This is a genomic window from Neisseria sp. P0009.S010 (assembly GCF_051958545.1).
Lineage (GTDB): Bacteria > Pseudomonadota > Gammaproteobacteria > Burkholderiales > Neisseriaceae > Neisseria > Neisseria subflava_A.
Genome location: NZ_JBQCVH010000007.1, coordinates 85,625 through 109,575, shown reverse-complemented (window position 1 = coordinate 109,575; position 23,951 = coordinate 85,625). Strand labels below are relative to the sequence as shown.

The following is a 23,951-nucleotide window of genomic DNA, read 5'->3' as shown; positions in this document are numbered from 1 at the left end:
AATGATTTTAAAAAAGGCCGTCTGAAACTTTTAAAATTTCAGACGGCCTTTAGTCTATTGAAATAATAGATTAAATATCCAATTCTGCCTTATCGCCTTCTTTTTCCATCCATGCGCGGCGGGCGGCGGCTTCGCCTTTTCCCATCAGTTTGACGAAGATGTCGCGTGTTTCGTCATCTGCGCCTTCGGGGATTTGTACCTGCAACAGGCGACGGGTGTCGGGGTGCATGGTGGTGTCTTTAAGCTGGTCGGGGTTCATCTCGCCCAAGCCTTTGAAACGGCTGATGGAATAAGCAGTTTCTTTAACGCCTTCTTTTTGAAGTCGCTCCAAAATGCTGTCGAGTTCGTTTTGGTCGAGGGCGTAGAATTTGCGGGCGGGTTTGCTTTTGCCTTGTGCGTTGACATCGACGCGGAATAGCGGAGGCTGGGCGACGTAGATGTGTCCGTCAGCGACCAGTTTCGGGAAGTGGCGGTAGAACAGGGTCAACAGCAAAACCTGAATATGCGAACCGTCCACATCGGCATCGGACAGGATGGCAATTTTGCCGTAGCGCAGGCCGCTTAAATCGGGATTGTCGTTGATGCCATGTGGATCGACGCCGATGGCAACGGAAATATCATGGATTTCGGCGTTGCCGAAAAGCTGGTCGGGGTGAACTTCAAAGCTGTTGAGTACTTTACCGCGCAGGGGTAGGATGGCCTGTGTGGCTTTGTCGCGGGCAAGTTTGGCTGAGCCGCCGGCGGAATCGCCTTCGACGAGGAAGAGTTCGTTTTCGCGGATGTCTTCACTTTCGCAGTCGGTCAGCTTACCGGGCAAGACAGCGACACCGCTGCCTTTTTTCTTTTCAATCTTTTTAACCGAACGCATCCGTGCTTGTGCCTGACGGATGGCGAGTTCGGCGATTTTTTTGCCGTAGTCCACGTTTTGGTTCAGCCACAATTCCAAAGGGTCGCCCGATACGGTGGCAACAAGTTTCAATGCGTCGCGGTTGGTCAGTTTGTCTTTAGTCTGACCTTGGAACTGCGGGTCGAGGACGCGGGCGGAGAGGACGAAGACAGTTTTGCTGAACACGTCGTCGCTTTGCACTTTCACGCCGCGCGGCAAGAGGTTGTGCAGATTGATGAAGTTGTTGACTGCGTTGAACACGGCTTGTTTCAAGCCTGCTTCATGTGTGCCGCCCAGTGGGGTGGGGATGAGGTTGACATAGCTTTCGTTGGCGCATGAGCCTTCTTCCAGCCAAGTCAGGGCAAATGCTGCGCCTTCTCCAATGCTGAAATCGCCGTTGTGGCCGTCTGAAATGTAGTTTTCGCAGGAGAAGATAGGCACGGCTTCTTGCGCGTCAGCAATCAGGTCGGTCAGATAGCTTTTCAGGCCGTCCGGGTAGTGCCAGGTTTGGATGTGCGCTTCGTTTTCGCCTTTAACTGGACGGGTCAGTGAAACGCGTACGCCTGGCAGTAAAACAGCTTTGGCGCGCAGCAGGCGTTCGAGTTCGGGAATGCTGTAATTCGGGCTTTCAAAATATTTGCCGTCCGGCCACACGCGCACTTCGGTGCCGCTGTCTTTGACGGCGCATTTGCCCACTTCAGTCAATGGCTCAATGACGTCGCCACCGGAAAAGACGATACGGTGGACTTTGCCTTCGCGTTTGACCGTTACTTCAAGGCGGGTGGAAAGGGCGTTGGTAACAGATACGCCGACGCCGTGCAGACCGCCTGAAAAGGCATACGCGCTGCTGCCGTCTTTTTTGTTGAACTTGCCGCCTGCGTGCAGACGGGTGAACACGAGTTCGACTACGGGTACGCCTTCTTCAGGGTGTAGGCCGACGGGAATGCCGCGGCCGTTATCACGGACGGAAAGCGAACCGTCTTCATGAATTTGCACGTCGATTGCAGTTGCAAAACCACCCAACGCCTCGTCCGCCGCATTATCAATCACTTCCTGACAGATATGGGTCGGGCTGTCGGTACGGGTGTACATGCCGGGACGTTCTTTGACCGGCTCCAAGCCTTTGAGGACGGTAATGCTGGATTCGCTGTATTGATTGTTTTTAGCCATAGGAATAATGTAAAGGCCGTCTGAAAGGATGAAAAACAACGCTTTCAGACGGCCTGAAAGCGTTTGGGTTATAGGTTTTCTATTGGATTGCGACGGATAAAGTCTTCATAGCTTTCTATGCCGCGCAAGAAACGGGAGAGTTCGGTCAATGCGTCCAAATACACGCCGCGCTTGAAGTCGATGACTTCGTCAACCGGCGCCCAGTATTGGTGCCAGCGCCAGCCGTCAAATTCAGGATGATGGCAGGCACGGAGGTTGACGTCGCTGTCGCGGCCAACCAAACGCAAAAGATACCAAATCTGTTTTTGTCCGCGATACGAACCGCGCCATTCGCGGCGCACCCAATGACTGGGCACGTCATAGCGCAGCCAGTCGCGCGTGCGGCCGATAATTTTGACATGTTGCGGCAACAGGCCGACTTCTTCGTACAACTCGCGGTACATGGCGGTCTCAGGACTTTCGCCCGGCTTGATGCCGCCTTGCGGAAACTGCCATGAATGTTCGCGTACGCGTTTGCCCCAAAAGACTTCGTTACGTTCGTTAATCAGGATAATACCGACATTGGGGCGATAGCCTTCTCTGTCTAACACGGGGTCGCCCTTCATTAAATTCAATCGTGCAATTTTCCCACAAATTGGGCGGTTTTGACAAATCTTGAGGCCGTCTGAATAAGCCCACAGTTTTTTCCAGACGGCATGAAACCGTTTCTGAAAAAATGTTGTTTATGAATAAAACCATAGCTTCAGGCCGTCTGAAAAATGAAATTTTTTTCTGCTTTAAGGTCTTGCATTCAAAAGCTTTTTGCCGTTTAATGCAAACCTTGCTGAATCAAGGGCAAAGGACACATGCCGGCCGCCCCCACAGTTTCCCTTTTGTAAGTGGCATCTGCCACCGCTGCAATATTTTTACCTCCCGAACAAAAGGTCTGAAACCATGAAAAAATCTTTGATGGCGGCGGCAATCGTGAGCCTCGTCTTGACTGCGTGTAGCGGCGGACAAGGAACCGCCGCAGAATCTTCCGCATCTCAAACTTCCTCTTCCCAAACCGATAAACTCAATATCTACAACTGGTCGGATTATGTCGATCCTGCCACGCTGTCTGCGTTTGAAAACAAAACGCATATCAACGTCCGCTACGATTACTACGACAGCAACGAAGCGCTGGAAGCCAAGCTGCTGACCGGCAAGTCGGGTTATGACTTGGTTGCACCTTCTATTGCTAATGTCGGCCGTCAGATCAAAGCCGGCGCGTATCAAAAAATCGACAAATCGCAAATTCCTGATTACGCCAATATCGATCCCGATTTGTTGAAAATGATGGAAACCGTCGATCCGGGCAACGAATATGCCGTCCCTTATTTCTGGGGCATCAATACGCTGGCGATTAACAAACAGCAGGTTCAAAAGGCTTTGGGTACGGACAAGCTGCCTGAAAACGAATGGGATTTGGTGTTTAACCCTGAATATACCCAAAAACTGAAATCCTGCGGCATCAGCTATTTCGACAGCGCCATCGAGCAGATTCCTTTGGCTTTGCATTATTTGGGCAAAGATCCGAACAGCGAAAACCCTGACGACATCAAAGCCGCAGTCGATATGATGAAAAAAGTGCGTCCCGACATCAAACGCTTTACCTCATCCGGCTATATCGATGATATGGCTGCCGGTAATCTTTGCGTATCGGTAGGCTACGGCGGTGACCTTAATATTGCCAAAACCCGTGCCAAAGAAGCCGGAAACGGCGTCGAAGTCGAAGTATTGGCGCCGAAAAGCGGCGTCGGTATTTGGGTGGATTCGCTGATGATTCCGCGTGATGCGCAAAATGTGGCCAATGCACACAAATACATCAATCACACGCTCAATCCGGAAACAGCGGCTAAAAACGGCAACTATGTGACTTATGCTCCGGCCAGCCGTCCAGCGCGTGATTTGATGGATGAAAAATACACCTCTGACGAATCGATTTTCCCAAGTAAAGAATTGATGGAAAAAAGCTTCATCGTCTCTCCCAAGTCAACCGATGCGAGCAAACTCAGCGTTCGCCTATGGCAGGCTTTGAAAGCAGGGCGATAATTAAAATTGAAATTTGAATACTCAGGCCGTCTGAAACAGTTTTTCAGACGGCCTGAGTGTTATAATTGTCAACACTTTTCAAATATCCTATCAGGAGAAACAGCGTTATGAACAATTCAGTCATCACCGTCATCGGTAAAGACCGTGTGGGCATTGTGTACGACGTTTCCAAAATTTTAGCGGAAAACCAAATCAATATTCTCAACATCAGCCAACAGTTGATGGACGATTTTTTTACCATGATTATTTTGGTGGACACTTCAAAATGCGCTAAATCGCGTCAAGAGGTTTTGGATTTGTTTGCGGAAGAGAGCAAAAAACTCGTGCTTGACATCCGTATGCAAAACGAAGAAATTTTCCAAGCCATGCACCGTATTTAAGTCGGAGGGAGAGTCATGAGTATTCAATCCGGCGAGATTTTAGAAACCGTCAAAATGGTGGCCGACCAGAACTTTGACGTGCGCACCATTACCATCGGCATTGATCTGCACGACTGTATCAGCAGCGATATCAATGTGTTGAACCAAAATATTTACAATAAAATTACCACAGTCGGCAAAGACTTGGTGGCGACGGCAAAATATCTGTCTGCCAAATACGGCGTACCGATTGTGAATCAGCGCATTTCCGTCACGCCGATTGCCCAAATCGCCGCAGCTACCCATGCCGATTCCTATGTCAGCGTGGCGCAAACTTTGGATAAGGCTGCCAAAGCCATCGGCGTGTCTTTTATTGGCGGCTTTTCCGCGCTGGTGCAAAAAGGCATGTCACCTTCAGACGAGGTGTTAATCCGCTCCATTCCCGAAGCGATGAAGACTACCGATATCGTGTGCAGCTCCATCAATATCGGCAGCACGCGCGCCGGTATCAATATGGATGCGGTCAAGTTGGCAGGCGAAACCATCAAACGCACGGCTGAAATTACGCCCGAAGGTTTCGGCTGCGCCAAAATCGTCGTGTTCTGCAACGCGGTGGAAGACAACCCATTTATGGCGGGCGCGTTTCACGGTTCGGGCGAAGCGGATGCCGTTATCAATGTCGGCGTATCCGGCCCGGGTGTTGTAAAAGCCGCGTTGGAAAATTCGGATGCAACGACACTGACCGAAGTTGCAGAAGTCGTGAAGAAAACTGCTTTCAAAATTACCCGCGTGGGCGAACTCATCGGCCGCGAAGCCTCAAAAATGCTGAATATTCCGTTTGGTATTCTCGACTTGTCGTTAGCACCAACCCCTGCCGTCGGCGACTCGGTGGCACGCATTCTTGAAGAAATGGGTTTGAGCGTCTGCGGTACGCACGGCACGACAGCGGCTTTGGCCTTGCTGAATGATGCTGTGAAAAAAGGTGGCATGATGGCTTCCAGCGCGGTCGGCGGCCTGAGCGGCGCGTTTATCCCCGTTTCCGAAGACGAAGGCATGATTGCCGCCGCCGAAGCAGGCGTGCTGACGCTGGACAAACTCGAAGCGATGACCGCCGTCTGCTCGGTCGGATTGGACATGATTGCCGTTCCCGGTGATACGCCTGCTCATACCATTTCCGGCATCATTGCTGACGAAGCCGCCATCGGCATGATCAACAGTAAAACCACTGCCGTGCGCATTATTCCGGTAACCGGCAAAACCGTCGGCGACAGCGTCGAGTTCGGCGGCTTGTTGGGCTACGCGCCTGTAATGCCGGTTAAAGAAGGCTCATGCGAAGTGTTTGTCAACCGAGGCGGCAGAATCCCAGCTCCGGTTCAATCAATGAAAAACTGATTGGATTGATAAATAAAAGGCCGTCTGAAATTGATTTTCAGACGGCCTTTTATATTTGCAGGGTAATTATTTAAACATATTTTTAATAATGCCCATTACGCTGCGGGAAATGGCGTTGGTTACTTGGCGGTTGATTTGGCTGCCGATGGCGTCGGCAACGTTGTAGCCCAAACCTTGGCCAGATTTTTTGCGTCCGCCGCTCAAGCCGCCGATCAGTCCACCGAGGATGCCAGGATCAGCATTGGCAGCTTCTTTTTCTGCGGCTTTTTGTGCTTTTTCCTGCTCTTTGGCGGTATTTGCGGCTTCTTTTTCAGCGGCAGCCTGGCTGTCTGCTTCGGCCAATGCTTCAAAAGCGGAATAGTTGTCCACCATGTCTTTGTAGGTCGGATACAAATCATCGTTTTGGAACAAGCGGTTGCGCTCTTCTGCGGCAAGCGGGGTTAAGGAAGATTGCGGCGGCAGGATAAGGGCGCGTTCTACCGGCTCGGGCATACCTTTTTCGTCGAGGAAGGAAACGAGCGCTTCGCCGACGCCCAGTTCGGCAATCGCTTCGGCAACTTTGATATTCGGATTGCTGCGGAAGGTTTCGGCAGCGGCTTTGACTGCTTTTTGGTCGCGCGGTGTGAAGGCGCGCAGGGCGTGTTGCACGCGGTTACCCAGTTGGCCGAGGATGGTATCGGGTAAGTCGAGCGGGTTTTGGGTGACGAAATATACGCCCACGCCTTTGGAACGGATCAGGCGCACGACTTGTTCGATTTGTTCGACCAACGCATTGGCGGCATTGTCGAACATTAAATGCGCTTCATCGAAGAACATCACGAATTTTGGTTTGTCCAAATCGCCAACTTCGGGCAGGGTTTCAAACAACTCCGCCAACATCCACAGCAAAAACGCGCTGTACATACGCGGCGAGCGCATCAGTTTTTCGGAATTAAGGATGTTGATGATGCCTTTGCCGTTGTCGGTTTGCATCCAGTCTTGCAGGTTGAGGGAAGGTTCGCCGAAGAATTTTTCTGCACCTTCGTTTTCCAAAGTCAGCAGTTGGCGTTGAATTGCACCGATACTGGCGGCAGAAACGTTGCCGTATTGCGTGCGGTATTCCGAAGCGTGGTCGGAAACGTGTTTCAGCATGCTGCGCAGGTCTTTCAAGTCCAGAATGTGCCAGCCTCTGTCGTCGGCAACTTTGAACACGAGGTTGAGCAGGCCTTCTTGCGTGTCGTTCAGATTCATCAGGCGGGCCAAAAGCATAGGGCCCATTTCGGAAACGGTTACGCGTACGGGAATACCGGTTTCGCCGTAAACATCCCAAAAGCGCACGGGGAAATTTTGCAGCCATTGCTCGCCCAAATCAAACTCGGCGATGCGTTCGCCCACTTTGCCGCTGTTGGTACCGGCTTGCGCGATGCCTGACAAATCGCCTTTGACATCGACCAAGAATACAGGGATGCCTTCGCTGCTGAAGGCTTCCGCCATGCGGCGCAGGGTAACGGTTTTACCCGTACCGGTCGCCCCGGCGATCAAGCCGTGGCGGTTGGCCATTTTGCCTTGGATTTCGAGCGTTTTCCCGTCGGCACGCGCAATTTGAAATGTAGTCATGATTATTCCTTAGAATCCGTGATGTGAAACAATTTGTTGTCTTAAAAAACAAGCATTTTAACGTTTGCGGCGAGGGGATTCAACCAAGCAAAGTTTCAGACGGCCTTAAGTTTTGCAAAGGTTTTTTTGCAGTGATTGGACAAGGTTGAAATCTGCTATAATTCCATCCAATCCGCAACCGTCTGACAAGGCGGTTGTTTTCTTTGTTTTTTGAATATTTTTTACGAAAGCGAAAGTCGGAATGACTGCACAACAAGCCCCTTTGGGCGAAAAAACCATGGCCGTGCTGATGGCGATTTTGGTCGCGCTGATGCCGTTTTCTGTCGATGCCTATCTGCCTGCGATTCCCGAAATGGCAAAGTCGCTGGGTTCGGACATCCACCGCATCGAGCAAAGCCTGAGCTTTTTTATGTTTGGCGTGGCGTTTGGTCAGGTGGTCGGCGGTTCGATTTCGGATATTAAAGGCCGCAAACCTGTCGCCTTGGTGGGCTTGAGCATTTACTTTGCCGCCGTTATCGGTTTGACGATGGTGAATAATGTCGAGCAGCTGTTGAACTTGCGTGCCTTGCAGGCGTTTGGCGCGGGGATGACCGTGGTGATTTCCGGTGCGATGGTGCGCGATTATTATTCCGGACGCAAAGCCGCGCAGATGTTTGCCTTAATCGGCATCATTCTGATGATTGTGCCGCTGATGGCACCGATGATTGGTGCAGGCTTGCAGAATTTAGGCGGCTGGCGCATGATTTTCGGTTTTCTGGCCTGTTATTCGCTGTTGCTTTGGGGTTTGATGTGGTATTTTCTGCCCAAGCCGCACCAGAAAGGCAAAATTAGTATGGACGTGTTCGGCGTGGTGGCCGGCAGGTTTAAACGCGTTTTGAGAACGCGCGCCGCAATGGGCTATTTGTTTTTCCAAGCTTTCAGTTTTGGTTCGATGTTTGCTTTTTTGACCGAATCATCGTTCGTGTACCAACATCTGTATCATGTTTCCCCAAACCAATATGCTTGGATATTTGCGCTCAATATCATTACCATGATGTCGTTTAACCGCGTTACCGCATGGCGTTTGAAAACCGGTACGCATCCGCAAAACATCCTCAAATGGGGCATTATCGTCCAATTTTCCGCCAATCTGTTGATGGTGGTTTTGGTGTTGTCGCTGTCTCTGCCGCCTTTGTGGGCTTTAGTGCCATGTGTGATGTTTTCAGTCGGTACGCAAGGCTTGGTCGGTGCAAACACTCAGGCCTGTTTTATGAGCTATTTCAGCGCAGAGGGAGGCAGCGCAAATGCCGTTTTAGGCGTGTTCCAATCCCTTATCGGCGCATCGGTCGGCATGGCAACGACTTGGCTGCACAATGGTTCCGCCTTGGTGATGGCCGGTATGATGTTGAGCTCGACTGTGTGCGGTATCGTGCTGTTGTGGATTTGCTCGCATCAGGCTTGGATGGAAAACGATAAAAAAGAATATGTTTAACCTTCAGGCCGTCTGAAAAACGGTTTCAGACGGCCTCAACCCTATATTGAAGAAATTAACCATGAGTACCAGCAAACAACGCCCCATCGGCGTATTCGATTCCGGCGTCGGCGGCTTGACCAACGTCCGCGCCCTGATGGAACGCCTGCCGATGGAAAACATCATCTATTTCGGCGATACCGCACGCGTTCCCTATGGCACCAAATCCCGCGCCACCATCGAAACCTTCGCCATGCAGATTGTCGATTTCCTGCTGGAAAACGATGTCAAAGCACTGGTTATCGCGTGCAATACCATCGCCGCCGTTGCCGGACAAAAAATCCGCCAAAAAGCAGGCAATATGCCCGTATTAGACGTGATTTCCGCCGGTGCGGAAGCCGCTTTGCAAACCACCAAAAACAACCGAATCGGCATTATCGCGACCAACACCACCGTCAACAGTAATGCCTACGCGCGCGCCATCCATTCCAAAAACAACGACACGCTGGTGCGCACACAAGCCGCGCCCCTGCTTGTGCCATTGGTGGAAGAGGGCTGGCTCGATCACGAAGTCACCCGTCTGACCGTACGTGAATACCTGAAGCCACTCTTGGCCGACGACATCGACACGTTGGTGTTGGGTTGTACCCACTTCCCACTGCTCAAACCGCTTATCGGCCGCGAAGCACAAAACGTCACCTTGGTCGATTCCGCCATCACCACCGCCGAAGCCACCGCCAAAGCCTTGGCGCAAGCAGGTTTGCTGAATACAGAAAACGACAACCCGGATTACCGCTTCTACGTCAGCGATATTCCCTTGCGCTTCCGAACCATCGGCGAACGCTTCTTGGGTAGAAGTATGGAGCAGATTGAGATGGTAACGTTGGGTTGATTGGAAATATTAAAGGCCGTCTGAAAGGTAAAAAAATAAGAAGGATAACGTTAACTAAATCTGTAATGAAGTATTATATGTTGAAAGAACTAGTTCAACTAAAAAAGTAGGTTGTTAAGGTTTTTGAAGTTTTAAGAGGTGGTAGTATTGTGGAGGATTCAGGGAACTCTGTTTTTTAGAGGCTAAATGTAAGGGATTTTGGAGGTTTTAATGAATTATAATGATGCTAAACGTAAGGTAATTATAAAATTTATGTGTGGTGCTTTAGTTTCTCTTTTGTCTGCTATTTCTACCATTATATCTATTTTAAAAATGTTTTATTTTAAGTTAGATGATGGAACTAGGTTTGGATCTGCCCTTTCAGAAATTTTCAAGAGAATAACAATATTTGCCTATGAGCATACTACATTTTTAGAATTTTTTTGGAAACACTCTCCTATAGTCAATCCATTTGATTTTTTAGAAAAACAGTCTATTCAGTTTTTTATTATATATATTTTATTTTTTATTGCATGGGCAGTCATTAGATCTGCTTTTAATTTAAGAAATAGATTGAAAATTATTGATAAACAAATTGAAGATCAAATTATTAAAGAATCTATTAAAGGAAGTAATATAAATAGAAAGCAGGTAGAAAATAATGTCTCTATTTCTTTGTCTAGTAAAATTCATGATTTATATATTGCACCATTATTAGTTGCAATAATTGGTGCAATTATAATTAAACTATTAGGATTTGGGTCTTAGTATTGGAATGAGTGAAGGTAGCTGTAATATATGAAGGCCGTCTGAAAACCTGATTCAGGTTTTCAGACGGCCTTTTTACTTCCTTAGATTTTATCTGCCTGACTGTTCCCACACGTTTTGCAGGTAGGCGTAGGTCAGCTCGGCGGTGCCGGAGACCAGCGCGATGTCGCTGCCCAAGTCTTCGGCTTTGCCCACGCCGATGGGTAAGGCGCTGGCGGCTTTGATGGCAGCGACGCCGGCGGCGGCGTCTTCGATGCCGATGCATTGGCGGATGTCTACGCCCACGCCCTCGGCTGCGGCGAGGAAGATGTCGGGAGCGGGTTTGGAATGCGCGACAGCGGCAGGGTCGGCTATGGCGTCGAAGAAGTGGGTCAGCCCCATGCGTTCGAGCAGGAACGGGCCGTTTTTACTGGCGGACGCGAGGGCGATTTTTTTGCCGTTTACTTTCAATGCTTCCAGCAGGGGCAAAATGCCGGGATACACGTCTTCGGGTTTGACTGCCTGAATCATCTCGACGTAGTTGTCGTTTTTACGGCGGGTCAGTTCGGCGAACTCGGCTTCGCTGACGGTTTTGCCGCCGTGCGCGAGGATGCGTTTGAGCGAATCGTCGCGCGACACGCCTTTGAGCTGCTCGTTAAACTTGCGGTCGATACTGATGCCCAGTTCTTCGGCGAGCTTTTTCCATGCGCGGTAGTGGTATTCGGCGGTGTCGGTGATGACGCCGTCGAGGTCAAAGAGCACTGCGGTGAAAGTCATTTTGCTCCCTCCTTATTTTTCTAACGCGACAGTGTGGCTGCCGTTGAGCGTGATGTCTTTGCCGTACACCTGCAAATCGAGCGGCTCGCCTTTGAGCAGGGTGAAGACGACGTTTTCTTTGCCGACGGCGACTTTAATCAGACGGCCTCGGTAGTTGATGTGGAAGGCGTAGCCTGTCCACGCATTCGGCAGGAACGGTGCGAAGCTGAGTTTGCCGCCCCAAGTTTTCATTTGGGCGAAACCTTGGACGATGGCGAGCCACGAGCCGGTCATGGAGGTGATGTGCAGGCCATCCTCGGTGTCGTTGTTGTAGTTGTCCAAGTCCAGACGGGCGGTGCGCTGGTACATTTCCACGGCTTTTTCTTCTTTGCCCAGTTCGGCGGCGAGAATAGCGTGGATACAAGGCGACAACGAGCTTTCATGCACGGTCATCGGTTCGTAGAAGTCGAAGTTGCGGCGTTTTTCGTCCATGTTGAAACGGTCGCCGAAGAAGTAGATGCCTTGCAAGACGTCCGCCTGTTTGATGAAGGGCGAACGCAGGATTTTGTCCCACGACCATTTCTGGTTGAGCGGCAAATCGTCGGGTGAAAGCGCGGACACGGGGCGGATGTCTTTGTCGAGGAAGCCGTCGTGCTGCACGAATACGCCGAGTTCTCCGTCATGCGGACGGTACATATTCGCGCTGATGTCCGCCCATTTTTCCAACTCGGCGGCGCTCACGTTCAAATCCGGACGCGGGTATTTCGCCAGGGCTTCACGGGTGTAATCCAATACCCATGCGGCGAGGGTATTGGTGTACCAGTTGTTGTTGATGTTGTTTTCGTATTCGTTCGGGCCGGTTACGCCGTGAATCATGTATTTGCCGTTGCGTTTGGAGAAGTGGACGCGGTCCGCCCAGAAGCGGGACACTTCGACCAAGACTTCCAAGCCTTCTTTGGCAAGATAGCTTTCATCGCCGGTGTAGTTGGTGTAGTTGTAGATGGCGTAAGGAATTGCGCCGTTGCGGTGGATTTCCTCGAAGGTGATTTCCCATTCGTTGTGGCACTCGATGCCCGTAAACGTTACCATCGGATAGAGCGCGCCCGCCAAGCCCTGTTCGCGCGCGTTGTGCTGCGCATGCGGCAGTTGGTTACGGCGGTATTGCAGCAGGTTGCGGGTAACTTCGGGTTCCGCTAGTGCGAGGTAGAGCGGCACGGCGTAGGCTTCGGTGTCCCAATAGGTCGCGCCGCCGTATTTTTCGCCGGTAAAGCCTTTCGGACCGATGTTCAGGCGCGCGTCTTCGCCGTAGTAGGTGGAGAACAGTTGGAACAGGTTGAAACGGATGCCTTGCTGCGCTTCGTCGCTGCCTTCAATGACCACGTCGGCGATTTCCCAACGGTGCAGCCAGCCTGCTTTGTGCGCGTCCAGCAAGGTTTCAAACGCAACGCCTGCGATTTTTTCCGACAAGGCGTGGCCGGCGGCTTTCACTGCTTCCAAGCCCTGATAATCGCGGCTGGTGGTAATAATCACACGTTTTTCAAAGGTTTCGGGCGTACCGCCGACTTCGGCTTCGAAAGAATTGGAGACCTGCCAGTCGGTTTGGCTGCCGCCGAGGGCTTTGAAGCTGCCGGCGAAGATTTGCTCGGCGTTGACGATGAATTGTTCCACGCCGAAGGGATTGGCAACGGTTTGGGTGGCAATGTAGGAGTGGTCGTCTGAAACGCCTTTGTCTAATACCTGCCAGAATTTTTCTTCGTAGTTGGAGTCTTCGTTTTTCACGTCGGCATCGATGATGGAATCGATGCGGACTTGGTGGGTTTTGCCGTCAACGGATACGGCTTCCCAGCGGATGAGCGCCAGCTCTTTTTGCGCGACGGACAGGAATTTGCACACATTGAAACGCACGCCGAATACGGTGAACGAGCGGCGCAATACGCCGTGCTGCATATCGAGTTCGACGGAGAAGCCGGCAACGTCGTTTTTCGCCAAGTCCACCTCTTGTCCATCAACAAAGATTTTGACTTTGCTGAAATTGAGCGCGTTGATGGCTTTGCCGAAATATTTTGGGTAACCGTTTTTCCACCAGCCGACGCGGGTTTTGTCGGGGAACCACACGCCGGCGATGTAGGTACCCAAGTGGCTGTCGGAGGAGTAGGTTTCTTCAAAGTTGCCGCGCATACCCATATAGCCGTTGCCCAAGCTGGTCAGGCTCTCTTGCAGCCGTTTGTGTTCTTTTTCCAGTTTTGCCGAACGCAGCGTCCAAGGGCTGATTTCCATGATTCTTGTGTACATCGTAAAGCTCCTGTTATTAAAATTGTAAGTTCGGCAAAGGTTTCAGACGGCCTTTGCCGATGGTATGGATGGATTATTCGCCGTGGGTCTCTTTAATCAGACATACTGAGAAGGCTCCCAGCAGCAAGACTGCGCCTGCAACCAAGAACATGGTTGCCTGATGGCTGCCCAGCATAGGGAAGAGGATAAAGCTCAGCAGCGAAGCGACGATTTGAGGCATACAGATAGAGCCGTTAAACAGGCCTAAATAAGTACCCATGTGTTTGCCTGAGAGGGCATTGGTCACAATCGTCAAAGGATAGGTAATGATACCGGCCCACGCAATACCGATTAAGGTATAAGACAACACTAGCGCGTATTGATTGCTGATGAAGAAAACGGAGAAGAAACCAAGTGCACCCAAAGCCAAGCAACCGAAATAACCGGCTTTATGGTATTTATTCGGTACTTTTGCCAGAATAAACGAGCAGATAACGGCAGCAATGGATTGTACCGCCGCCAAAACGCCGTACCAGTTGCCTGCTTCTTGGTAGCCTACGGAGGAGGCATCGGTTGTCTGCCAAACGTTTTCTGCAATCGCGCCTGCCGAGTAAGTCCACATATATTGGAAGGCAAACCAGCAGAAGAATTGCACTAAAGTGACTGTCCAAAACGCTTTAGGTGCGGTTTTTAAGAGTTCAAACCAGTTGGCTTTTTCCTGATTCGCAGCCACGTCGATACCGTGGTAGCGGGCGTAGGTTTCCGGATCATACTCTTTGACTTTGAAGATGGTGAACGCACTGGTAATAATCAGTAAGGCTGCGCCCACATAGAATGCCACAACCACGGTCTGCGGCACGACGCCTTTCTCGGCAGTATTCGCCAAACCAATATACGCGAACACAAACGGCAGAATCGCCGCCACAACCGCACCCGTATTCGCCAAGAAGCTCTGAATCCCGTAGGCGTAGCTTTTCTGCTCCTCGTTGACCATATCGCCGACCATCATCTTAAACGGCTGCATTGCCATATTGGAGGATACGTCCAACAGCGCAATCATCAACGCGCCAAACGACAAAGCCGCCAAAGAAGCGTAGCCAAAACCGAAGCTGCCTGAGTTCGGCATCAGAATCATGACGATAACCGCAATCAGTGTGCCATAAAGCAGATAGGGCAGACGGCGGCCACCCAGGCGCGGCATCCAAGTGCGGTCTGAGTAGTAGCCCACAATTGGCTGAACCAACATACCGGCCAATGGGGGCAGAATGAAAAACCAGCCCAAATTGTGCGGGTCGGCGCCTAAAGTTTGAAAAATTCGGCTCATTTGTGAGCTTTGCAGGGTAAAGGCCGTCTGAACGCCGAGATAGCCGAAGCTCAGCATCCAAATCGTACTTTTTGCCAGTGACGGCAAACCTTGTTTTGCTGTTTTTTGCGTATTTTCCGACATGAGGTAAATCCTTTTTTAAAAAGTATTTTTATTGAGAAATCTGAAAGGTTCCTTGGTGTGGTGTTCTCTGTCGTTATTGTTTGTGTGCGTACTTTCAAGGATATAGGTGCATTTTATGAAGAGCGCCGGATATTGGCAATGCCAGTTCAAGGATAAACTGGCTTAAATCAAATTTTTTGCGGTTTGGCATTGATACCGTCGGGCAATGAGGGTATCGGTTCGGTGCGGTGTATATTTTGATGCTTATTTCTATTTTCAGACGGCATTTGAACAAGCAAGTATTTGGGCAATAGGTTAAAATGGGCCGTCTGAAATTTGTTTGATGAAAACGAGAAAACTATGTCCCAACAATACGTCTATTCTATGCTGCGCGTGAGCAAGGTTGTGCCGCCGCAAAAAACCATTATTAAAGACATTTCCCTTTCATTCTTTCCTGGTGCAAAAATCGGTTTGCTCGGTTTAAACGGTGCGGGTAAATCTACTGTATTGCGGATTATGGCGGGCGTGGATAAAGAATTTGAGGGCGAAGCCGTGCCGATGGGCGGCATTAAAATCGGCTATTTGCCGCAAGAGCCCGAGCTTGATCCTGAGAAAACCGTACGCGAGGAAGTGGAAAGCGGTTTGGGCGAAGTGGCCGCGGCGCAGAAACGTTTGGAAGAAGTATATGCCGAGTACGCCAATCCTGATGCGGATTTTGACGCATTGGCGGAAGAACAAGGTCGCTTGGAAGCGATTATTGCGGCTGGTTCATCTACCGGCGGCGGTGCGGAGCACGAATTGGAAATCGCTGCCGACGCGCTGCGCCTGCCTGATTGGGATGCCAAAATCGGCAATTTGTCCGGCGGTGAAAAACGCCGTGTGGCTTTGTGCAAACTCTTGTTGAGCAAGCCCGATATGCTTTTGCTTGACGAGCCGACCAACCACTTGGACGCGGAATCGGTCGAATGGTTGGAGCAATTCTTGGTACGCTTCCCTGGTACAGTCGTCGCGGTAACACACGACCGCTACTTCTTGGATAATGCCGCCGAATGGATTTTGGAACTTGACCGCGGACACGGTATTCCGTGGAAAGGCAATTACTCGTCTTGGCTGGAGCAGAAAGAAAAACGCTTGGAAAACGAGGCGAAGTCTGAAGCTGCGCGCGTGAAAGCGATGAAGCAGGAATTGGAATGGGTGCGCCAAAATGCCAAAGGCCGCCAAGCCAAGTCTAAAGCGCGTTTGGCTCGTTTTGAAGAAATGAGCAACTATGAATACCAAAAACGCAATGAAACGCAGGAAATCTTTATCCCTGTTGCCGAGCGTTTGGGTAACGAAGTGATTGAGTTTGTGAATGTTTCTAAATCGTTTGGCGATAAAGTGCTGATTGACGATTTGAGCTTCAAAGTGCCTGCGGGCGCGATTGTTGGCATCATCGGTCCGAACGGCGCGGGTAAATCGACGCTGTTCAAAATGATTTCGGGCAAAGAGCAGCCTGATTCCGGCGAAGTGAAAATCGGCCAAACCGTGAAAATGAGCCTGATTGACCAAAGCCGCGAAGGTTTGCAAAACGATAAAACCGTGTTCGACAACATTGCCGAAGGCCGCGACATTTTGCAGGTCGGTCAGTTTGAAATTCCCGCCCGCCAATATTTGGGACGCTTTAACTTCAAAGGCAGCGACCAAAGCAAAATCGCCGGTCAATTGTCTGGCGGCGAACGCGGCCGTCTGCACTTGGCAAAAACCTTGTTGAGCGGCGGCAATGTGTTGCTGCTGGACGAACCGTCCAACGACCTTGATGTAGAAACCTTGCGCGCGCTGGAAGACGCATTGCTCGAATTTGCCGGCAGTGTGATGGTGATTTCGCACGACCGCTGGTTCCTCGACCGCATCGCCACGCATATCTTGGCTTGCGAAGGCGATTCGAAATGGGTGTTCTTCGACGGCAACTATCAGGAATACGAAGCCGATAAGAAACGCCGTTTGGGCGAAGAGGGCGCAAAACCGAAACGTATCCGTTACAAACCGGTAACACGTTAAGCAGGTTTAAACCAAAAGGCCGTCTGAAACTTTTAATGTTTCAGACGGCCTTTTATTTTTGATGTTTATGATTGTTTTCTTAATTGCGGATGGTTTTCCAATGTATCAATGATGATTTCAATCATGCGTGGGGCAGTTTGTGCCAAATCGAAGCCTTGACCTGAAGAAAGCCAGCGCCAAATCAAGCCGTCTAATGAAGACTTGATGAAGATGACTGCCATATCGATATCCAAATTATCCGCCAACGCTTTTTGTTGTACCGCATCAGTCAGGACGGCAACGATTTTTTCACGCCATAGTGATTGGTGTTTTTTAGCGATGGCAATAACCGCCTCGTTTTGCTCGGTGTGTTCGCATTTTAAAAACAAAATGCTGTGGAATTTATAGTGAAGATCGTTGTGTTGCAGGCGCTCGAAGAAACGGGTCAGAGTTAGTCGGAAGCTTGACCAAGCCTGTTCGTTATTGTTGTTCGAGTCTTCTTTTATGCAGCTTTCGATGTCGTCGCAAATCCGTTGGAACAAGGCGTCAAACAAATCTTCTTTGTTTTTGAAATGCCAATACAGCGCGCCGCGCGTTACGCCTGCGGCTTGGGCAATTTCGTTAAGCGAGTTGCGGGCAATGCCTTTCTGATAAAACGTATCCAATGCGGCAAGCATGAGATATTCTTTGGTTTTTAAGGCTTCGGTTTTGGTTCTTCTCATAGTTGTTTTGTGGGGAATGTAAATTTATGGTTCGGATTATAAAAAATTACTTCTGAAAATGCAAGAATGTATGTATAATTTAATTCAATACTTGATAGTGTTTCTCAACACTATATAATCAGCCTGTTTTTCATAAAAGCAGGCAATTTCTGTTTGCGAAATATGAGATTAAAGTAATCAATTTTTAATTAGTCAAACCCTTATTTATCATAGAGATAGGAAAATTATGGCTCTTTATGCTTCTAAAATGATGCGTGTCGTATCGATTGCGGCGGCTACTGCATTGGCGCTTTCTGCTTGCGGCAAAGGCGATGAGAAGGCAGCCGGCCAACAGGCGCAAGGCAGTCAGCAACAGCAAAATCAACCTGCCCCTGAAGTCCGCGTGGTTACCGTGCATCCGGAAACCGTTGCATTGACAACCGAGTTGCCGGGCCGTCTGGAATCATTGCGTACTGCTGAAGTTCGCGCCCAAGTCGGCGGTATTTTGCAAAAACGCCTATTCCAAGAGGGCAGCTATGTGCAAGCCGGTCAGCCTTTATACCAAATCGACAGCTCGACTTATGAAGCAAACTTAGAAAGCGCACGCGCCCAGTTGGCGAGTGCGCAAGCGACTTTGGCCAAAGCGAATGCCGACTTGGCCCGCTACAAACCGCTGGTTGCCGCCGATGCCATCAGCCAACAGGAATATGATGCAGCCGTAACCGCCAAGCGCTCAGCCGAGGCAAGCGTCAAATCTGCACAAGCAGCCATCAAATCTGCCGGTATCAGCCTGAACCGCTCCCGCATTACTGCGCCGATTTCCGGCTTTATCGGTCAATCTAAAGTTTCTGAAGGTACGCTGTTGAATTCCGGTGATACTACTGTTTTAGCTACGATCCAACAAACCAATCCGATGTATGTCAACGTTACCCAGTCTGCGAGTGAGGTCATGAAACTGCGTCAACAGGTTGCCGAAGGCAAATTGTTGGCGGCAAACGGCGCGATTGCAGTGGATATCAAATTTGACGACGGTACCGTTTACCCTGAAAAAGGCCGTCTGCTGTTTGCAGATCCGACTGTCAACGAAACAACCGGTCAAATTACCTTGCGCGCCGCCATTCCTAACGACAGAAATATCTTGATGCCGGGCTTGTATGTGCGCGTGTTGATGGAGCAAGTGGCAGTAGATAATGCATTTGTAGTGCCGCAACAAGCAGTTACCCGCGGTTCGCAAGATACTGTGATGGTAGTGAATGACAAGAGCGAAATGGAAGCGCGTGTCGTGACCATTGCCCAACAGCAAGGTAGCAATTGGGTTATTACAGACGGCCTTAAAGACGGCGACAAAGTGATTGTTGAAGGCATCAGCATTGCCGCTATGTCGGGTGCTAAACAGGTAACGCCGAAAGAATGGACGCCGCCTGCAAGCGCTGCGGCAGCAACACCGGCAGTTTCAGACGGCCAAGCTGCATCCGAGGCCAAGCCTGAAGCTAAAGCTGCATCTGAAGCCAAATAAGGAACGCGTGAATGTCTAAGTTTTTTATTGACCGCCCCATCTTTGCATGGGTTATTGCGATTTTTATCATCGCAGCGGGTATTTTCGGCATTCAAAAACTGCCGATTTCCCAATATCCGTCCGTTGCTGCACCGACTATTACTTTGCGCGCTACTTATCCGGGCGCTTCGGCTCAGGTAATGGAAGACAGCGTACTGGCCGTTATCGAACGTAATATGTACGGTGTGGAAGGTTTGGACTATATGACGACTTCTGCCAATTCCAGTGGCAGCGGCAGCGTCAGTCTGACGTTTACACCGGAAACCAATGAAGATTTGGCGCAGGTAGACGTGCAGAACAAATTGTCGGAAGTGTTGTCCACATTGCCGTCTACCGTACAGCAATATGGTGTAACCGTATCTAAAGCGCGTTCCAACTTCTTGCAAGTGGTCATGCTTTCTTCTGAAAAGCAATCCATTGAGGAAATGAACGATTACGCCCAGCGCAATATCATTCCTGAACTGCAGCGTATTGACGGGGTAGGGCAGGTACAATTGTTTGGTGCGCAACGCGCCATGCGTATTTGGGTTGACCCGAAAAAACTGCAAAACTACAACCTGTCTTTTGCAACGGTAACCAATGCGCTTGCGACACAAAATATCCAAATTTCTGCAGGCTCTATCGGTTCTTTGCCGGCGGCTGCAGGTCAGACTATTTCAGCAACTGTGACGGCGCAAGGTCAGCTGAGCACTGCTGAAGAGTTTGGCAACATCATTTTGGTATCCAATACCGATGGTTCTAATGTCTATCTGAAAGACGTTGCCAAAGTCAGCTTGGGTATGCAGGATTATTCTTCTTCCACCCGCTTGAACGGTGTGAACACCACCGGTATGGCAGTGATGTTGTCTAACAGCGGTAACGCTTTGGCAACGGCGACTGCCGTGAAAGAAAAAATGGCGGTTTTGCAGAAGTATTTTCCAGACGGCATGAGCTGGAAAATTCCTTACGATACTTCCAAATTTGTGGAAATTTCGATTGAGAAAGTGATCCATACACTTTTGGAAGCCATCGTATTGGTATTCTTGGTGATGTATCTCTTCCTGCAAAATATCCGCTATACGCTGATTCCGACTATTGTCGTGCCGATTTCCCTGTTGGGCGGTTTTGCCTTTATCTCATATATGGGTATGTCGATTAACGTATTGACCATGTTTGCGATGGTATTGGTAATTGGTATTGTGGTCGATGATGCGATTGTGGTCGTTGAAAACGTTGAGCGTATTATGGCGAGCGAAGGTCTGTCGCCTAAGGCTGCAACCAAAAAAGCGATGGGTCAGATTTCCGGCGCGGTGATCGGTATTACTGCCGTGTTGATGTCCGTATTTGTGCCGCTGGCGATGTTTAGCGGTGCAACCGGTAACATTTACAAACAGTTTGCCTTGACTATGGTGGCATCGATCGGCTTCTCCGCATTTCTTGCCTTGACGCTGACTCCGGCATTGTGTGCCACCATGCTCAAACCGATTCAGAAGGGTCATCACGAAGAGAAAAAAGGTTTCTTCGGTTGGTTTAACAAGAAATTCGACAACTGGACACACGGCTACGAAGGCTGGGTAGCCAAAGTCTTGCGCAAGACTTTGCGCATGATGGTTGTCTATATCGGTTTGACTGTTGTGGGCGTATTCCTGTTTATGCGTCTGCCGACTTCCTTCTTACCGACTGAAGACCAAGGTAACTTGATGTTGAGCGTACAGCTGCCTGCCGGCGCGACCAAAGAGCGTACCGATGCAACTTTGGCTCAAATCACTCAACTGGCGAAATCTGTACCTGAGATCGAGAACATTGTTACCGTTTCCGGCTTTAGTTTTAGCGGTTCCGGCCAAAACATGGCTTTGGGCTTTGTCATTCTGAAAGACTGGAGCGAACGTACTGCTCCGGGCAGCGATGCGACTTCTATTTCCGGTAAGTTGACCGGCATGATGATGGCTACGCTGAAAGACGGTTTCGGTTTGGCGATTGTGCCTCCTGCCATTATGGAATTGGGTACAGGCTCCGGCTTGACGATTTACCTGCAAGACCGTAACAACAGCGGCCATGCCGCATTATTGGCCAAGCGCAATGAGTTGATTGACAAAATGCGCAAAAGCGGTTTGTTTAACCCAAGTACCGTTCGTGCGAGCGGTTTGGAAGATGCGCCGCAGTTGAAAATCGACATCAACCGTGCCGCAGCAGCCGCACAAGGTATTTCGTTCTCTGACATCCGTACTGCTTTGGCTTCTTCTTTGGGTTCGTCTTATGTAAACGACTTCCCGAATCAAGGCCGTCTGCAACGCGTGATGGTACAAGCTGATGCGAGTGCCCGTATGCAGCCTGCCGATATTCTGAACCTGACTGTACCGAACAAATCCGGCGTTGCCGTACCGCTTTCTACCATTGCTACTGTTTCTTGGGAAAACGGTATGGAACAAAGCGTCCGCTTCAATGGTTATCCGGCAATGGAGCTTTCCGGCTCTCCTGTTAATGGCGTATCTTCCGGTCAAGCCATGGCTGCGGTGCAGCAAATGGTTGATGAAATGGGCGGCGGTTACAGTCTGGAATGGGGCGGTCAGTCTCGTGAAGAGGCTAAAGGCAGCTCACAAACTGTCGTGTTGTACGCATTGGCCGCTGCCGCTGTATTCTTAGTATTGGCTGCTTTGTACGAAAGCTGGTCTATCCCGTTGGCGGTTATCCTTGTGATTCCGTTGGGCTTGATTGGCGCGGCATTGGGCGTGACCGGCCGTAACATGTTTGAGGCACTGCTGGGCAGTATTCCGGCATACGCCAACGATATCTACTTCCAAGTCGGTTTCGTTACGGTGATGGGTTTGAGTGCGAAAAACGCGGTTTTGATTATTGAGTTTGCCAAAGACCTGCAAGCGCAAGGCAAGAGCGCGCTTGAAGCTGCGCTTGCCGCCGCACACTTGCGTTTCCGTCCGATTATCATGACTTCGTTTGCCTTCATCTTGGGCGTGGTACCGCTTTATGTTGCCAGCGGTGCCAGCTCCGCCAGCCAACGTGCGATTGGTACGACCGTGGTCTGGGGTATGTTGATCGGTACGATTCTGTCTGTGTTCCTTGTGCCTTTGTTCTATGTGGTTGTGCGCAAATTCTTTAAAGAAACCGCACACGAGCATGAGATGGCCGCCAAACACGCCGCTGAAGCCGGCATGATTGAAGACGGTAAACAAGATTCAGACAAGCACTAAAGCAAAGGCCGTCTGAAAAATTTTCAGACGGCCTCAAAATGCTAAAGGATTCTAAAATGAAGAAGATTACATTCAAACCTGTACTGACCGCCGTTGCCGCCGCCGTGGCTTTGTCGGCCTGTACCATGATGCCGAAATATGAGCAGCCTCAAGTTGCCGTGGCCGATACGTTTAAATACGACACTGTTGACGACGGTATCCGTGCAGCCGAATTGGGTTGGCAAGATTACTTTGCCGATCCTCGCCTTCACCGCCTGATCGACATCGCATTGGAACGCAATACCGATTTGCGTACAGCCGCGCTGAATGCGGAAATCTACCGCAAGCAATACATGATTGCGCGTAATAATTTGTTGCCAACCGTCAATGCCAGCGGTACAGGTTCGCGTCAAGGCAGTTTGAGTGGCGGCAGCGTTAGCAGCCAATACAGCGTGGGTTTGGGCGCAGCCTCTTATGAGCTTGACCTCTTCGGCCGTGTCCGCAGCACCAGCGAAGCCGCGTTGCAAGGTTATTTCAATGTGGCCGCCAACCGCGATGCCGCGCATCTGACCTTGATTTCTACCGTTGCCAAAGCCTACTTTAACGAACGCTACGCTGAAGAAACCATGGCATTGGCACAACGCGTATTGCAAACCCGTGAAGCGACTTACAAGCTCTCGCAATTACGCCATAAAGCCGGTGTGATTTCCGCCGTTGATTTGCGCCAACAGGAAGCCCTGATTGAATCGGCCAAAGCCGATTACGCATCCGCGGTAAAAAACCGCGAGCAAGCGCGCAATTCCTTGGCTATGTTGATTAATCAGCCTTTGCCTGAAGATTTGCCTGCCGGTTTGCCTTTGAGCAAACAGTTCAAATTGACCAAACTGCCTGCCGGTTTGAGTTCGGACGTGTTGCTCAACCGTCCGGATATCCGTGCGGCCGAACACGCGCTCAAACAAGCCAATGCCAATATCGGCGCGGCACGTGCGGCGTTTTTCCCACGTATCAGCCTGACCGGTTCTGTCGGTACAGCTTCCGGCGAGCTGAGCGGTCTGTTTAAGAGCGGTACGGGTATTTGGGCTTTTGCACCGTCAATTACTCTGCCTATCTTTGACTGGGGCACAAACAAAGCCAATCTTGACGTAGCCAAACTGCGCCAACAGGCACAAATCGTTGCTTATGAAGCCGCTGTTCAATCCGCATTCAAAGATGTTTCCAATGCGTTGGTTGCACGCGAACAGCTGGATAAAAGCTATGCAGCTTTGAGCAAACAAAGCCGTGCCTACAACGACAGCCTGCGCCTCATCAGCCTGCGCTACAAACATGGCGTATCCAGCGCATTGGATTTGTTGGATGCCGAACGCAGCAGTTACGGCGCAGAAACTGCTCTTTTAGCCAATCAGCTGACCCGTCTGGAAAACCTTGCCGACTTGTATAAAGCGCTTGGCGGCGGTTTGAAACGCGAAACCAAAGCTGCCGAATAAGTTTTGTCAGCTAAAATCAAGAGGCCGTCTGAAA

The 23,951-nt window shown here is 50.3% G+C and carries 17 protein-coding genes; 10 read left to right on the top strand and 7 right to left on the bottom strand.

Annotated elements, in window-relative coordinates:
* Positions 1 to 70 precede the first annotated feature (70 nt).
* Positions 71 to 2,056, bottom strand: coding sequence for a DNA topoisomerase IV subunit B (parE, locus tag ACTHSN_RS08725; RefSeq protein WP_107811064.1), 1,986 nt, complete (start codon positions 2,054 to 2,056; stop codon positions 71 to 73).
* A 68-nt stretch (positions 2,057 to 2,124) separates the two neighbouring features.
* Positions 2,125 to 2,661: an RNA pyrophosphohydrolase gene (locus ACTHSN_RS08720; protein WP_070461986.1), complete on the bottom strand. Its 537-nt coding sequence runs from the start codon at positions 2,659 to 2,661 to the stop codon at positions 2,125 to 2,127.
* A 328-nt stretch (positions 2,662 to 2,989) separates the two neighbouring features.
* Here ACTHSN_RS08720 and ACTHSN_RS08715 point away from each other — a divergent pair, with 328 nt between their 5' ends.
* From ACTHSN_RS08715 to ACTHSN_RS08705, 3 genes are all read left to right on the top strand, one after another.
* Positions 2,990 to 4,129: a polyamine ABC transporter substrate-binding protein gene (locus ACTHSN_RS08715; RefSeq protein ID WP_070461990.1), complete on the top strand. Its 1,140-nt coding sequence runs from the start codon at positions 2,990 to 2,992 to the stop codon at positions 4,127 to 4,129.
* A gap of 107 nt (positions 4,130 to 4,236) precedes the next feature.
* Positions 4,237 to 4,509, top strand: coding sequence for an ACT domain-containing protein (locus tag ACTHSN_RS08710; protein ID WP_070461992.1), 273 nt, complete (start codon positions 4,237 to 4,239; stop codon positions 4,507 to 4,509).
* A 15-nt stretch (positions 4,510 to 4,524) separates the two neighbouring features.
* On the top strand, positions 4,525 to 5,880 hold the full coding sequence (locus ACTHSN_RS08705; RefSeq protein ID WP_036493871.1) for a PFL family protein: 1,356 nt from the start codon (positions 4,525 to 4,527) through the stop codon (positions 5,878 to 5,880).
* A gap of 66 nt (positions 5,881 to 5,946) precedes the next feature.
* Here the strand turns inward: ACTHSN_RS08705 and ACTHSN_RS08700 are convergent, their stop codons facing one another.
* Positions 5,947 to 7,476 carry a helicase HerA-like domain-containing protein gene (locus tag ACTHSN_RS08700; RefSeq protein ID WP_070461993.1) on the bottom strand — a complete coding sequence of 510 codons (1,530 nt, stop codon included), beginning with the start codon at positions 7,474 to 7,476 and terminating at the stop codon, positions 5,947 to 5,949.
* Positions 7,477 to 7,717: 241 nt separating this feature from the next.
* Here ACTHSN_RS08700 and ACTHSN_RS08695 point away from each other — a divergent pair, with 241 nt between their 5' ends.
* The 3 genes from ACTHSN_RS08695 (at position 7,718) to ACTHSN_RS08685 (ending at position 10,565) form a co-directional block, all read left to right on the top strand.
* Positions 7,718 to 8,947, top strand: a complete 1,230-nt coding sequence (locus ACTHSN_RS08695) for a multidrug effflux MFS transporter (RefSeq protein WP_440365265.1) — start codon at positions 7,718 to 7,720, stop codon at positions 8,945 to 8,947.
* A gap of 61 nt (positions 8,948 to 9,008) precedes the next feature.
* Positions 9,009 to 9,818 carry a glutamate racemase gene (murI, locus tag ACTHSN_RS08690; protein WP_049331752.1) on the top strand — a complete coding sequence of 270 codons (810 nt, stop codon included), beginning with the start codon at positions 9,009 to 9,011 and terminating at the stop codon, positions 9,816 to 9,818.
* 210 nt (positions 9,819 to 10,028) lie between these two features.
* Positions 10,029 to 10,565, top strand: coding sequence for a YniB family protein (locus tag ACTHSN_RS08685; protein WP_440365264.1), 537 nt, complete (start codon positions 10,029 to 10,031; stop codon positions 10,563 to 10,565).
* A gap of 90 nt (positions 10,566 to 10,655) precedes the next feature.
* Here the strand turns inward: ACTHSN_RS08685 and pgmB are convergent, their stop codons facing one another.
* The 3 genes from pgmB to ACTHSN_RS08670 form a co-directional block, all read right to left on the bottom strand.
* Positions 10,656 to 11,321 (bottom strand): beta-phosphoglucomutase, encoded by a 666-nt coding sequence (gene pgmB, locus ACTHSN_RS08680; protein WP_440365263.1) that lies wholly within the window; start codon positions 11,319 to 11,321, stop codon positions 10,656 to 10,658.
* 12 nt (positions 11,322 to 11,333) lie between these two features.
* On the bottom strand, positions 11,334 to 13,592 hold the full coding sequence (locus tag ACTHSN_RS08675) for a glycoside hydrolase family 65 protein (protein ID WP_107811062.1): 2,259 nt from the start codon (positions 13,590 to 13,592) through the stop codon (positions 11,334 to 11,336).
* A 73-nt stretch (positions 13,593 to 13,665) separates the two neighbouring features.
* Positions 13,666 to 15,018, bottom strand: coding sequence for an SLC45 family MFS transporter (locus ACTHSN_RS08670; RefSeq protein ID WP_070588154.1), 1,353 nt, complete (start codon positions 15,016 to 15,018; stop codon positions 13,666 to 13,668).
* Positions 15,019 to 15,357: 339 nt separating this feature from the next.
* On the opposite strand from ACTHSN_RS08670, the gene ettA reads away from it, so the two are divergent.
* Positions 15,358 to 17,034 (top strand): energy-dependent translational throttle protein EttA, encoded by a 1,677-nt coding sequence (gene ettA / locus ACTHSN_RS08665; RefSeq protein ID WP_003747462.1) that lies wholly within the window; start codon positions 15,358 to 15,360, stop codon positions 17,032 to 17,034.
* A 65-nt stretch (positions 17,035 to 17,099) separates the two neighbouring features.
* Here the strand turns inward: ettA and mtrR are convergent, their stop codons facing one another.
* On the bottom strand, positions 17,100 to 17,735 hold the full coding sequence (gene mtrR, locus ACTHSN_RS08660) for a multidrug efflux system transcriptional repressor MtrR (protein WP_049343935.1): 636 nt from the start codon (positions 17,733 to 17,735) through the stop codon (positions 17,100 to 17,102).
* 226 nt (positions 17,736 to 17,961) lie between these two features.
* Here mtrR and ACTHSN_RS08655 point away from each other — a divergent pair, with 226 nt between their 5' ends.
* The 3 genes from ACTHSN_RS08655 to ACTHSN_RS08645 are packed head-to-tail and all read left to right on the top strand — an operon-like array spanning position 17,962 to position 23,917.
* Positions 17,962 to 19,230: an efflux RND transporter periplasmic adaptor subunit gene (locus ACTHSN_RS08655; RefSeq protein WP_440365262.1), complete on the top strand. Its 1,269-nt coding sequence runs from the start codon at positions 17,962 to 17,964 to the stop codon at positions 19,228 to 19,230.
* Between the two features lie 11 nt (positions 19,231 to 19,241).
* Positions 19,242 to 22,454: an efflux RND transporter permease subunit gene (locus ACTHSN_RS08650; protein WP_440365261.1), complete on the top strand. Its 3,213-nt coding sequence runs from the start codon at positions 19,242 to 19,244 to the stop codon at positions 22,452 to 22,454.
* 56 nt (positions 22,455 to 22,510) lie between these two features.
* Complete coding sequence (locus ACTHSN_RS08645; protein WP_141755478.1) at positions 22,511 to 23,917, top strand: efflux transporter outer membrane subunit; 1,407 nt, start codon at positions 22,511 to 22,513, stop codon at positions 23,915 to 23,917.
* The last annotated feature ends 34 nt before the right edge of the window (positions 23,918 to 23,951 follow it).

Coding starts and splice junctions, on each gene's coding strand:
- parE (WP_107811064.1), bottom strand. CDS start 2,056: ATGGCTAAAAACAATCAATACAGCGAATCCAGCATTACCGTCCTCAAA.
- ACTHSN_RS08720 (WP_070461986.1), bottom strand. CDS start 2,661: ATGAAGGGCGACCCCGTGTTAGACAGAGAAGGCTATCGCCCCAATGTC.
- ACTHSN_RS08715 (WP_070461990.1), top strand. CDS start 2,990: ATGAAAAAATCTTTGATGGCGGCGGCAATCGTGAGCCTCGTCTTGACT.
- ACTHSN_RS08710 (WP_070461992.1), top strand. CDS start 4,237: ATGAACAATTCAGTCATCACCGTCATCGGTAAAGACCGTGTGGGCATT.
- ACTHSN_RS08705 (WP_036493871.1), top strand. CDS start 4,525: ATGAGTATTCAATCCGGCGAGATTTTAGAAACCGTCAAAATGGTGGCC.
- ACTHSN_RS08700 (WP_070461993.1), bottom strand. CDS start 7,476: ATGACTACATTTCAAATTGCGCGTGCCGACGGGAAAACGCTCGAAATC.
- ACTHSN_RS08695 (WP_440365265.1), top strand. CDS start 7,718: ATGACTGCACAACAAGCCCCTTTGGGCGAAAAAACCATGGCCGTGCTG.
- murI (WP_049331752.1), top strand. CDS start 9,009: ATGAGTACCAGCAAACAACGCCCCATCGGCGTATTCGATTCCGGCGTC.
- ACTHSN_RS08685 (WP_440365264.1), top strand. CDS start 10,029: ATGAATTATAATGATGCTAAACGTAAGGTAATTATAAAATTTATGTGT.
- pgmB (WP_440365263.1), bottom strand. CDS start 11,321: ATGACTTTCACCGCAGTGCTCTTTGACCTCGACGGCGTCATCACCGAC.
- ACTHSN_RS08675 (WP_107811062.1), bottom strand. CDS start 13,592: ATGTACACAAGAATCATGGAAATCAGCCCTTGGACGCTGCGTTCGGCA.
- ACTHSN_RS08670 (WP_070588154.1), bottom strand. CDS start 15,018: ATGTCGGAAAATACGCAAAAAACAGCAAAACAAGGTTTGCCGTCACTG.
- ettA (WP_003747462.1), top strand. CDS start 15,358: ATGTCCCAACAATACGTCTATTCTATGCTGCGCGTGAGCAAGGTTGTG.
- mtrR (WP_049343935.1), bottom strand. CDS start 17,735: ATGAGAAGAACCAAAACCGAAGCCTTAAAAACCAAAGAATATCTCATG.
- ACTHSN_RS08655 (WP_440365262.1), top strand. CDS start 17,962: ATGGCTCTTTATGCTTCTAAAATGATGCGTGTCGTATCGATTGCGGCG.
- ACTHSN_RS08650 (WP_440365261.1), top strand. CDS start 19,242: ATGTCTAAGTTTTTTATTGACCGCCCCATCTTTGCATGGGTTATTGCG.
- ACTHSN_RS08645 (WP_141755478.1), top strand. CDS start 22,511: ATGAAGAAGATTACATTCAAACCTGTACTGACCGCCGTTGCCGCCGCC.